Annotated in this window: 11 protein-coding genes and 1 tRNA gene; 8 read left to right on the top strand and 4 right to left on the bottom strand. The window is 59.4% G+C overall.

The window, feature by feature from the left end; all coding sequences use genetic code 11:
• Positions 1-137: 137 nt before the first annotated feature.
• A tRNA-Glu gene (locus WB528_RS07585) sits at positions 138-212 on the top strand.
• Between the two features lie 16 nt (positions 213-228).
• On the opposite strand, the gene ggt is transcribed toward WB528_RS07585, so the two are convergent.
• Positions 229-1944 carry a gamma-glutamyltransferase gene (gene ggt, locus WB528_RS07580; protein ID WP_423887798.1) on the bottom strand — a complete coding sequence of 572 codons (1716 nt, stop codon included), beginning with the start codon at positions 1942-1944 and terminating at the stop codon, positions 229-231.
• A gap of 265 nt (positions 1945-2209) precedes the next feature.
• On the opposite strand from ggt, the gene WB528_RS07575 reads away from it, so the two are divergent.
• On the top strand, positions 2210-4219 hold the full coding sequence (locus tag WB528_RS07575) for a hypothetical protein (protein WP_423887797.1): 2010 nt from the start codon (positions 2210-2212) through the stop codon (positions 4217-4219).
• 286 nt (positions 4220-4505) lie between these two features.
• Positions 4506-4769 (top strand): PilZ domain-containing protein, encoded by a 264-nt coding sequence (locus tag WB528_RS07570; protein WP_423887800.1) that lies wholly within the window; start codon positions 4506-4508, stop codon positions 4767-4769.
• Positions 4770-4802: 33 nt separating this feature from the next.
• On the opposite strand, the gene WB528_RS07565 is transcribed toward WB528_RS07570, so the two are convergent.
• Together WB528_RS07565 and WB528_RS07560 are read right to left on the bottom strand one after the other, a co-directional pair.
• Positions 4803-5450, bottom strand: coding sequence for a glutathione S-transferase family protein (locus WB528_RS07565; RefSeq protein ID WP_423887796.1), 648 nt, complete (start codon positions 5448-5450; stop codon positions 4803-4805).
• A gap of 499 nt (positions 5451-5949) precedes the next feature.
• Positions 5950-6402: a VOC family protein gene (locus WB528_RS07560; RefSeq protein WP_423887795.1), complete on the bottom strand. Its 453-nt coding sequence runs from the start codon at positions 6400-6402 to the stop codon at positions 5950-5952.
• A gap of 383 nt (positions 6403-6785) precedes the next feature.
• Here WB528_RS07560 and WB528_RS07555 point away from each other — a divergent pair, with 383 nt between their 5' ends.
• Together WB528_RS07555 and WB528_RS07550 are read left to right on the top strand one after the other, a co-directional pair.
• Positions 6786-7388 carry a BA14K family protein gene (locus WB528_RS07555; RefSeq protein WP_423887794.1) on the top strand — a complete coding sequence of 201 codons (603 nt, stop codon included), beginning with the start codon at positions 6786-6788 and terminating at the stop codon, positions 7386-7388.
• 152 nt (positions 7389-7540) lie between these two features.
• Complete coding sequence (locus WB528_RS07550) at positions 7541-7822, top strand: hypothetical protein (protein WP_423887793.1); 282 nt, start codon at positions 7541-7543, stop codon at positions 7820-7822.
• A 98-nt stretch (positions 7823-7920) separates the two neighbouring features.
• Here the strand turns inward: WB528_RS07550 and WB528_RS07545 are convergent, their stop codons facing one another.
• Positions 7921-8112 carry a hypothetical protein gene (locus WB528_RS07545; RefSeq protein ID WP_423887792.1) on the bottom strand — a complete coding sequence of 64 codons (192 nt, stop codon included), beginning with the start codon at positions 8110-8112 and terminating at the stop codon, positions 7921-7923.
• A 209-nt stretch (positions 8113-8321) separates the two neighbouring features.
• Between WB528_RS07545 and WB528_RS07540 the strand changes: the two genes are divergently transcribed.
• The 3 genes from WB528_RS07540 to WB528_RS07530 all read left to right on the top strand — a co-directional run bounded on the left by WB528_RS07540 (position 8322) and on the right by WB528_RS07530 (position 10628).
• Positions 8322-9083 carry an SIR2 family NAD-dependent protein deacylase gene (locus WB528_RS07540; RefSeq protein ID WP_423887791.1) on the top strand — a complete coding sequence of 254 codons (762 nt, stop codon included), beginning with the start codon at positions 8322-8324 and terminating at the stop codon, positions 9081-9083.
• 190 nt (positions 9084-9273) lie between these two features.
• A complete protein-coding gene (locus tag WB528_RS07535) occupies positions 9274-9939 on the top strand; it encodes a cold-shock protein (RefSeq protein ID WP_423887790.1) in 666 nt (221 codons plus the stop codon).
• 278 nt (positions 9940-10217) lie between these two features.
• The gene (locus tag WB528_RS07530) at positions 10218-10628 is read left to right on the top strand and encodes a DUF192 domain-containing protein (protein ID WP_423887799.1); all 411 of its coding nucleotides are present in this window, start codon (positions 10218-10220) and stop codon (positions 10626-10628) included.
• Positions 10629-10862: the final 234 nt, after the last annotated feature.

The raw sequence follows: 10862 nt of genomic DNA, 5'->3' as shown, positions 1-10862 counted from the left end.
GTCCAGGCCACCAAGGGTCCGGCCGGTACAGTGTACGGCGCCCTTTCAAGGCATTGATTCACTGATAGAATTTCGTTAAGTGCAAGCGAGGCTGCGGCGCCGTCACCAAGGTTGGCGGTGTCAAACCGGGCGCCTTTGCTCCCTTCGTCTATCGGTTAGGACGCCACCCTTTCACGGTGGAGAGAGCGGTTCGATTCCGCTAGGGAGCGCCAACATTCCAAACTCGATTTAATACCCCAGCGCCAATCCGGTACCGGTACGCGGATCGTTTGCACCGTAGAACCTGTTTCGAGCGATCGGAGTTCCTCCAAGACTCGGCGCGCCGACCATGATCGCGGCCACGTGGTTGGCCGGCTCCGAATCCTCGAACCGGTAGCCCATACCCTCGAGTATTCTGCGGGTGTCAGGCGAAAGAGCGTAAGGCTCAATCTTTGTCACGTCTGGCAGCCACTGATTATGAATGCGCGGGGCATCGACGGCTTCCTGAACGTTCATCCGGAAATCGACGACGTTCAGGATCGCTTGAAGAACGGTCGTGATGATACGGCTGCCGCCGGGGGTGCCGAGAATGAGGACGGGTTTGCCTTCCTTCGTGATGATCGTAGGGCTCATCGAACTTCGAGGCGCTTTACCCGGAGCGACGGCGTTGGCGTCTCCCTGGATAGATCCGGAGGTGTCGATGGCACCCGGGTTTGGCGTGAAATCGTCCATTTCGTCGTTCATCAGCACGCCCGTGCCCGACGCAACGACCTTCGCGCCAAACCAGTCATTGAGCGTATAGGTCATCGAAACCGCGTTGCCGGCATTATCAATGATCGAGAAATGCGTCGTGTTGCTGCCTTCGTGAGGTGCGACGCCCGGCTTGATATCAACCGAGAAGCCAGCTTTGTCCGGCTTTATCGTGTCTCGGATTTTCGCAGCGTACGTCTTGTCGATCAGCCGCCGGACCGGAATGCTGCTAAAATCGGGATCACCAAGAAGGCTGTTTCGATCGACATAGGCGTGACGCATCGCTTCTATTTCGTAGTGCAGCGCCTGCGCCGATCCCCAGCCGAGATCCCGGAGCGGATATCCCTCCAAAATGTTCAGCATCTCGCAGATGGCGACACCGCCTGAGCTCGGCGGCGGCGCCGAGATCACGTGATAGCCACGGTAATCGCACTCAAGCGGCGAAAGCTCATGGGTCTTGTAGCGATGGAGGTCTTCTTGATCGATGATTCCTCCGCCCGCCCGGACAGCCCTGACGATGGCAGCCGCCGTCTTGCCTCGATAGAAGCCGTCAGCGCCAAGCTTTCGGATCAAACGCAAGGTGTCGGCCAGGTCAGGCTGCGTCAGCCGTTGGCCGGCCACAAAAGGCTGTCCCTTGCTAAGAAAAATTTTGCCGGTGGCTGGAAATCTTTTGAAATCCTCGGTCGCGGAAGCGAGCATGTCGACGTCGCCTTGTTCCAAGGTGAATCCATCCTCGGCCAGTTTGATCGCAGGTTGGATCAACATAGCGCGCGTCATCGTCCCGTACTTTTTTCTCGCAAACTCCAAACCCGACACCGTGCCCGGGACGCCCACCGCCAGCCAGCCGGTCGTGCTCAGGCCTTTGACGACGGCTCCCTCCTTGTCGAGATACATGTCTCGGCGTGCAGCCTGAGGAGCCCTCTCTCGAAAATCGAGAAAGGTTTTTCGTCCATCGGCAAACCGGACCGTCATGAAGCCGCCGCCGCCCAAATTGCCGGCGGCCGGATAAACCACAGCCAGGGCATATCCGACCGCAACAGCCGCATCGATCGCATTGCCGCCGCGCCTGAGGATGTCGACCCCGACCTGGCTCGCAAGATGCTGTGCAGTGACCACCATGCCCTTTTCAGCAGCCACAGGCCTCGCCGAGGCGGCATTGGCGGCTGGAACCACAGCCACGAACCAGATGCAGACAACGAGAATGTGAGCGGCCACCCACGTTCGAGGACGAAAGCTAAATCGACCTGACCGAATCAATCCGCCGCTTGGAACCTGCGAGGACGCGAAGATCTTCAAACTCGTCTCTCCTTGGTGTCGCCCGGCGGTTCAAAGCACGGCTAAAGTTACGGCAGGCGGATTGCAAAATTGGACTCAATTCCGCTGACTTGTCGGTTCTAATTGGATATCTTGCAATCTGGCCAGCCGGCAGGGTCGAATGCGGGCTCGGGGTCGGGGGACTTTAGCAGGGTTATATATCCAGATGTTTCTTGGGCGCCCCTTCTCTGCCGCTACGACGGCATTGCTGCTGACTGCGGGCGGTTTTTTCTCAATCGCCGGATCTACCGTCGCCGCAGCATCCGACAGTTGCGTGGAAGCGGCCAGCGTTACCGTTTTGCCGTCGCCGCTGGCGCCCTGGACCGGCGCGCCGCTGCGCGTGATGGTCATTGCCGAGAAACCGGTCGAGGGCACTCTGTCGTTGATCGCGCCGGACGGAAAGGTCGCCGTCAAATCGTCCGAACGGCACGAGGGGCCACCATATTCATGGTTCGCCGAGGTCGCGGCACCGGCCGCCGGCACCTGGCGCGCGAGGCTGGAAGGCGAGCGCGCATCGGCGGACTGCAGCCCCGTCACCCGCGACATCTCCGTCAGCGCGCGCAAGCCGGAGCCCGTCCGAATTCCGGCAGGAAGCATCTGGCAGGCGCGCAATAGCTGGAGCACCACGAACGAAGCCCTGTTCTCGGCATGGATCGAGAAGCTGTTCGACGCGCCGCCGGACCAGGATCTGAACTGGAAGGTCTGGTACGAGGTGCTGCGCGATCCATCGCGTAATTTTCTCTACAACTATCTCGGCCGCAACGAAGACCATACGCAAACCGGGCTTCGACCGGACTGCGCCGACTTCGTCTATTTCCTGCGCGCCTATTTTGCCTTCAAAATGGGACTGCCGTTCGGCTATTCGAACTGCTCGCGCGGCTTCGGCGGCAGGCCGCCGAAGTGTTACCAGTGGTTCGACGTCGAGCATCCAGAGGTCACGCGTCCTCCTCCGCCGCCCGAACAGGCCGACGCGCAGGCTGCCGCTGCTCCTCCCGTGCCTCAACCTGAGCAACAGAAGTCGGGTCTGCTACGGCTGTTTAGCGGCGCGCAAGATGAGCCGGCGGCCCCGCCCGCCACGCCAGCGGCGAAGACGAAGGCGCCTCCGCCGCCGCCGAAGCGCCCGACCAACTTTGGCGAATATCTGCGTGATGTCGGCGATGTCGTCCATACCGGTGCCGTTCGCGCGGGCGACGATAACTCCGATTTTTACATTGTGCCGCTGACGAAAGAGACGTTGCGCCCGGGCACGGTCTACGCCGACCCTTACGGCCATGTGCTGATGCTGGTGCGCCGTGTGGCGGAAGTGAACGGCACACCGGGTGTCTTCCTGGCCGTCGACGCGGAGCCCGATGGATCGATCACGCGCAAGCGCTTCTGGCGCGGCAATTTCCTTTTCGTGCACGAGCCCTCGCTCGGCACCCCCGGCTTCAAGCATTTCCGCCCGATCATGCGCGACAAGAACGGCCCATTGCGGCGGCTGACCAATGCTGAAATCGCCAAGAATCCGCAATATGGCGACTTTTCGCCCGAGCAGTCGCAGATGACTGGCGAGGATTTCTACGATCGTATGGACGACGTCATGTCGCCGGAGCCGCTCGATCCGCAGCGCGCGATGATCGATGCCATTACAAGCCTCACCGAGCAAATCAAGACGCGTGTCACGTCGATCGAGAACGGACGTAAATACCAGATCAAGCAGCCAGGCGACGTGTCGATGCCGGACGGTGCTTCAATCTTTGAGACCACCGGCGCCTGGGAGGATTACTCGACGCCTGCGCGCGATTTCCGTCTGCTGATCGCGATTGACGTGGTGCGTAATTTCCCGAATCGGTTTTTGCGCCGGTCCGATCGGTATGCAATCCCACCCGGCAAAAGCGCGGCAGATGTGAAGAACGAATTGCAGAGCGTGCTGGCGTCTGAACTGGCCGCTCGCAAGATATCCTATACCCGCAGCGACGGCTCGCAGTGGACGCTGTCGGTGAAGGATGTGGTCGATCGGGCAGGGGACTTCGAGATGGCCTATAACCCCAACGACTGCGTGGAGTTGCGGTGGGGGGCGCCTGGGAACAGCGAAGAGGCCTCGACATGCAAGCGTCACGCGCCGCAGGCGCAACGCGCGAAGATGTCGGACTATCGTGTCTGGTTCCGAGAGCGGCACTGGCCCGCGCACGCCTGACGGCGTGAGCTCGCTGGCGAGCTTCTTGCCATGGCTAGCTTTGGTGCATTACTGACTTCGACAGCATTGCACACGATATCAGCCCCTTCGTGATCTCCGAAGAAATCTATGCAAACGATTGATTTTGCTTGTCTTTGTCGATTGTCCGGGGGCCCCCGAATTCATCGCCAAGATAAATCAATTGCTACCGAATTCTTCAATGGCGACGTCCAATTGCTCGTTGTGAACGCAACAGTTTCTAAAGCCGGCTCCGATAGGAAGGTTGAAGGATCATCTCAAGCCGGAAATGCAGATAGTGCCCGCAGCCAAAAAACGCGACGTGCGTAGATCAGTGCAGCAGACGGCGTGGGTCACCCTGGAGGGTGGCTTTGCGACGCGCCAATGTTTCGTGCATGACTTGTCGGCCACCGGCGCGAAGCTCACGGTATCGGATTCGAGCGTGCTGTCGGGGCGGGTGCGGCTGGCATTTTCGCGCGACGCCAAAACAGGGCGCCAATGCCATGTGGTCTGGCGTCGTGGCCATTCGTTTGGCGTCAAATTCATCAGATAGACCGCGTCAATTACAGTCTTCCCGCTGCGGGCCTCATGACATCGGCGGTGCAATGTGCCGCACGAAACCCGGCCGGGTGCTCAGCAGCGCAAACCAGCGATCGAGATGGGGAAACGTCGGTCGGCTGATTCCCTCAACGCCAAACCAACGCCGCGCATAGGCGCCGAGTGCGATGTCGGCGAGCGTGAATTCGTCGCCTGCGATAAAGCGGCGTGCGCCCAGATATGAATCGACAATCTGCCATTGCGCCGCTTCGGCATCGGCATCCTTCTGGATCTTGGCCATATCACGCTCTTCGACCGGAGTTCGTACCAGTGCCCAGAACACGGGACGATCGACCGGTTGCAGCGTCGAGAGCGTCCAGTCGAGCCACCGATCGACGCTGGCGCGTAGCTTCGGTGCATGCGGGTAGAGCGTCGACTGCGGCCGATAGGCGAGAACGAAGTATCGCATGATCGAATTGGATTCCCACAGAACGAAATCGCCGTCGACCAGCGTCGGCACGCGGCCATTGGGATTCATCGCCAGATATTCCGCTTCGCGATTCCTGCCATAGGCCATGCCCGCATCGATGCGATTATAGGCAAGGTCGAGTTCGTGCAGGCACCAAAGCACCTTCTGAACGTTCACGGAGTTGGCGCGACCCCAGATGGTGAGTTGCCCTTGATTGTCGTTCGACACGATTCTTCGCTCCCACTAGCGCGGCGAATTTGAAATTCCTATCAGTGTTGCGACCAGTTCAAATTCAAAGCCGTTCTAGAATCAATAGGTTGTTAGAGCTCCTTTAATTCCGAAGTTCGCATCAGAGGTTGCCGCAACGTGCTTGCGAACTTCGGAATCGAAGCTCTAATAGTTCGCGGGTAATAGCGCAAATCTGCGGCAAAAGCAGATTTGTTATGACCACCAGGCAACATGCCAGAGATACGCAATGTGCCAAAAAATCAGGCTCCGCGTTCAGCGGAGCCTGATTGGCCCTCGAAATGTCGATCGCGGCAGTTAGCGGCCAAAGAACAGCCACAGAAGAATAATCACCGGGATAGGCACGCCCAGCAACCAGAGCAATATTCCTCGTCCCATTATTGCCTCCTCAGCTTTTGATGGACGGGCAACGCGTAGGGAAGGGCGAAGTTCCAGCAGTTACGGCGTCAACGCCGGACCGACGGAGGCAGAGGATTGCGCCTTACCAGTGCCCGGTGTTGGGCATGGAAGTCCAAGGCTCGGCCGGCGGCTTCGCATCGCCCTTCTGCAAAAGCTCGATCGAGTGAAGATCCGGCGAGCGCACGAATGCCATTTGACCATCGCGCGGCGGCCGGTTGATCGTGATGCCGAGCTTCATGAGGTGCGCGCAGGTCGCATAGATGTCGTCGACCTCGTAAGCGAGATGACCGAAATAGCGGTCCTCGCCATATTTTTCCTCTTCCCAATTATAGGTGAGTTCGACGAGTGGAGCTCCGCGTGTTGGAGGCAAGTTTTTCAAACCGCCTTCGTCCTCGGGCGCGCACAAAAACAGCAAGGTGAATTTGGCCTTTTCGTTATCAATGCGGCGAACTTCTTTCAACCCCAACGCGTCGCGGTAAAATTTAAGCGCGGTGTCGAGATTTCGGACCCGCAGCATGGTGTGAAGATAGCGCATTTTTTTCGTTCTCCCAGTCTAGCCGCTTTATTCGGCGTTGCGAGAACCCTCTTAGCAGCAATTCGATAGAGAGGGCAGGGAGGATCACTTTGGCGGAACCAACGACGTGCACGGATTTCGAGTCATTGATCAAGGAGGCGCGCAGTGGACCAAAAGCCATACCCAGCCGAAAAAGCCCGCGGCGGCGAGATCATTCTCGATGCGCCATGGCGACACGCCGTCTTCCTTGCGGGTTTGATCGGGCGATCTGCCTCATCATCATTATGATGCTGGTCCGCTAACGCTCATGATGTGGTTCCGCTGACCCCTCGCGATGTCGCAAGGCATCGGAACGATCCTCCTGCGAGGATGTTGGTCCGGCTTCACAGTCGCGGAGAAAGAATATGACTAGATTTGGAATTTTGGGAGCTACGGCTCTTTCGCTTTCGCTAGCTATCGCAACCCCGGTGTGGGCGCAGCAGGCCCACGCGGGCCGGTCAGGCGCTCATGCCGCCAGCGGACAAATGGGCGGCGCACGCATGGGTTCCGCTCCCCGTATGCAGTCCAATAGCATGCGTGGCGCTCAGGCCAATGTTGGCCGAACCAACTTCACCGGAAGCGGCAATGCGCAACTTGCGCAACGTGGCCAGTTCCGCGGCGATCGCGGCCGTGGCTTCGGGCGCGACGCCGGCTTTGCTGTCGGCGCGGCGGCCGCAGGTGTAGCGACCGGCGCTGCGATCGCGGCGGGTGGTTACGGCTACGGCTATTCCGACCCGTATTATGGCGAGAACTACGCCTATGACCCGAACTATGACGACAGCTACGCCTATGATAACGGCGTTACCTTCGATGCCGGGCTGCCCCTCGTTACGTTCAATCAGCCGACCCTGGTTGAGCAAGCACCAGTGATGGGAGATGCGTCGTACTGTGCGCAACGTTACCGGTCCTATGATCCGGCGAGCGGAACCTATCTCGGCTATGATGGGTTGAGGCATCCCTGCATGTAATGTGCATGCTCGTAGATCGACGGGAAAAGAGCGGCCAGATCGGCCGCTCTTTTTCTTTTGGTTCCCGCAGAAGAGAGCCCATTGCCGCGGGTTCCAGCTGCAACCATCACCGACAGCAAGCGTTCAAACATGTGCTGAGATGGAGGATGCGTATGAAGAAGACTCTGGCAGTATTGGCGACGGTCGCTGCGATTGGCGTGACCAGCGTCGCGGTGCCGGCCCCCGCTGAGGCGCACGGAATCGTACCTGGACTGGCGTTCGGTCTGGCCGCGGGTGCGATCGCAGCCGGTGCGGCAGGCGCCTACGGCTATTACGGCCCCTACGGATACGGCCCGTACTACGGACCCGCCTACTATGGACCGGGCTATGCTTACTACGGCGGCCCCGGTGGTCCGTATTGGCGTCACCGCCACTGGCACCACTATTACAGGTAACACGCGATTATTACAGGTAACACGCGATCTGCCTGACTAACAGAGAAGCCCGGAGCAACCTCCGGGCTTCTCTGCGCGCGCAAATGTTATCGTTCGTCCTATGGCCAGGCCGGCGTGCGTCCGAGGGCGTGCCGTGAACGTTCGCCGTCGCACGCATTTTCGAGCGTGGTGACGAAATACTCTTCGCGTTCGCGTTTGAATTTTTCCTGGGTAGCTCTGAAGTTTGCGACGCGCGCAGCAATTTCCGCGCGTTCGTGCGCAAGTCGTTCGTATTGTTCGTTCATGCCCATCCCTGTTGAGTCGTGTCCCACGAGCATTCGCGTCTGCGATTCGGGCACGAATGCGGATATCGCGTTGCAAGATTATGTTTGTGGATAAGAGTTGCGGCTGCCAAGACCAAACAATAGACACGGTTGCGAAAGCGGCCTGACGCAGTTCAAAATACCCATCAGATGATCCGTGCTGTATTTGAGTGGACGGAAAGTTTAGGCCATCGGCAGTGATTGCTTCGGACATCAGTAGCGGCGTGGAGCGGCTAGGCGAGATGATCGCTGAAGCCTCGATCATCGTTCCCTTTACCGGCGCAGGGATATCAACCGAGTGCGGCATTCCGGATTTCCGCTCGCCGGGAGGATTGTGGACGCGCAACCGCCCGATCCCCTTCGATGAATTCGTCGCCAGCCGGGAAGCGCGGAACGAGTCATGGCGCCGTCGGTTTGCCATGGAGACGACGTTCGCGGCTGCCGCGCCCGGACGCGGCCATCGGGCGCTCACGTCGCTCTATCGTGCCGGCAAGATACCGGCGCTAGTCACCCAGAACATTGATAATTTGCATCAAGCGTCAGGCTTCGCGGACGATCACGTGATCGAACTCCACGGCAACACGACCTACGCGCGCTGCATCGGCTGCGGCCAGACCTACGATCTCGGCTGGGTGAGACAGCGTTTCGAGGCATCGGGGAATGCGCCGGACTGCGCTACCTGCGAAGAACCGGTGAAAACGGCTACCATTTCGTTCGGTCAGGCGATGCCGGAAGACGCCATGAGCCGGGCGACGGAACTTGCCCGGCAATGCGATCTGTTCCTCGCAATTGGTTCGTCGCTGGTGGTGTGGCCGGCGGCGGGTTTCCCACTAATGGCCAAGAACGCCGGCGCGCGCCTCGTCATTATCAATAACGAACCGACCGAACAGGACGACATGGCCGATCTCGTGATCCGCCATGACATCGGGGACGCGCTGGGCCCGTTCGTGGCCAACTGATGTCTAATTGATTCGCCGACGCGCAAGCCTGTTCATAGGTTCCGAAAGAATCGTTTTTTGTCTATGCGCCGCAATCGAGAGTGTTATCTTTTGATTCGAAAGATTCGCGGGCGTCTTCCCGAGAGTTGATAGACGCAGACGGTCACCGCCGCGTTCGCTGGCGGGATGTTGAGGTGTGGGGTCCGGGGTCATGGGGTCGGACGGATTTGAGTCCAAGAAGCTCGGAGGTCAAACGCCCGGCGGGGCGGTTGGACCGGGAAGGCTCGGTTCTGGATTCTCGGAGAGCAGTCCGCGAGATCCGGCGCTCGATGCGATGCAGGGGCTGGGCGATGTCGCCGCCAACCTCGTTGAAATCAGCGGCGTCATCAAATGGTTTGACGCTTCAAAGGGCTACGGGTTCATCGTGCCTGACAATGGCTGGCCGGATGTGCTGTTGCACGTGACGGTTCTCCGCCGCGACGGCTACCAGACCGCCTATGAAGGGGCGCGTGTGGTATGTGAGTGCGTGCAGCGCGCAAAGGGCTATCAGGCTTTCCGGATCGTCTCGATGGATGAGTCGACCGCGATCCATCCCGCCCAAATGTTGCCGCCGCGAACCCATGTCAACGTCACCGCGACCAGCGGCCTGGAACGGGCGCAGGTGAAATGGTTCAACCGGCTTCGTGGATTCGGCTTCCTGACGTGCGGCGAGGGGACGCCCGATATCTTTGTCCACATGGAAACCCTCCGGCGCTACGGCATGACGGAACTGCGTCCTGGACAATATGTTCTGGTTCGCTTCGGGCCGGGTTCCAAGGGCATGATGGCGGCTGAAATCCAGCCCGAAACCGGTGCGCCCGGACTGTCGTCGCACTAAACCAGCCTCTGCGCCCCTACGTTCTGCTGCCTGTCCCAATCTGACGGGGCTTCAAGGGCGTCGCTGGTCCCGAAAAATCGCAAAAGTGACTGCCGCGAGAGGGTGCGGATGTTACAACCGCGGCGTTTCAGTCCGTCAATTCGCGCCGGAACGTGTGGCCGGCGCGACCCAATCAATCCGTGGTGAGGCGAATGTTGTCGACGAAGTCTCAGGCTGCTGCCTGGCGTTTCCCCTATCTACAAACCTGGATCTCGCTCGCGCTTGCCGCGGCGCTCTGGATGTTCGCCGGCTGCGACGTGCGTGCCGCATCGATCCAGCCGCTCGAAATCGTGACGAAGACGGGCGTGCACGTGTTTTCGGTCGAGATGGCCACGACCGAGGAGGAGAAGACCACGGGTCTGATGTATCGGAAGGAGCTCGCCGAGGGGAAAGGCATGCTGTTCGATTTTTCCCCGGAGCAGGAAGTGTCGATGTGGATGAAAAATACCTACATCCCGCTCGACATGATCTTTATTCGGGCTGATGGCAGGATCCTTCGTATCGCCGAAAATACCGAGCCGCTGTCGACCAAGATCATCCCGTCGAGAGGACTGGCGAAAGCCGTGCTGGAGGTGATCGGCGGTACCGCCCAGAAGTACGGGATCCAGCCCGGCGACCGCGTTGCGCATCCGTTGTTCAACGGCAAATAGAACGGACCAGTCGAAAGGGACGGACGTCCTTATTTCTTCGCTCGGGCATGGTGGTATATCGTTGTCTTGACTACCTTTTTGAGGTGGCCCGGCGGAAGCATCCCTTGTTGCATCCTGCCTTGCTGATGGGTGCTTAAGCGTGTATCGACGAGGTCTTCCATAGATCGGGGTATAGCGCAGCCTGGTAGCGCGGCAGTTTTGGGTACTGCAGGTCGTTGGTTCGAATCCAGCTGC

Source organism: Bradyrhizobium sp. (assembly GCF_049586575.1).
In the GTDB taxonomy this organism is placed as follows: Bacteria; Pseudomonadota; Alphaproteobacteria; order Rhizobiales; family Xanthobacteraceae; genus Bradyrhizobium.
This window is presented reverse-complemented; position numbering and strand designations above follow the sequence as displayed.

Bases quoted from the DNA above. Each gene is read 5' to 3' on its own strand.
- WB528_RS07560 (WP_423887795.1), bottom strand. From the start codon at position 6,402: ATGCGCTATCTTCACACCATGCTGCGGGTCCGAAATCTCGACACCGCG.
- WB528_RS07550 (WP_423887793.1), top strand. From the start codon at position 7,541: ATGAAGAAGACTCTGGCAGTATTGGCGACGGTCGCTGCGATTGGCGTG.
- WB528_RS07535 (WP_423887790.1), top strand. From the start codon at position 9,274: ATGGGGTCGGACGGATTTGAGTCCAAGAAGCTCGGAGGTCAAACGCCC.
- WB528_RS07570 (WP_423887800.1), top strand. From the start codon at position 4,506: ATGCAGATAGTGCCCGCAGCCAAAAAACGCGACGTGCGTAGATCAGTG.
- WB528_RS07530 (WP_423887799.1), top strand. From the start codon at position 10,218: ATGTTCGCCGGCTGCGACGTGCGTGCCGCATCGATCCAGCCGCTCGAA.
- WB528_RS07575 (WP_423887797.1), top strand. From the start codon at position 2,210: ATGTTTCTTGGGCGCCCCTTCTCTGCCGCTACGACGGCATTGCTGCTG.
- WB528_RS07555 (WP_423887794.1), top strand. From the start codon at position 6,786: ATGACTAGATTTGGAATTTTGGGAGCTACGGCTCTTTCGCTTTCGCTA.
- WB528_RS07545 (WP_423887792.1), bottom strand. From the start codon at position 8,112: ATGGGCATGAACGAACAATACGAACGACTTGCGCACGAACGCGCGGAA.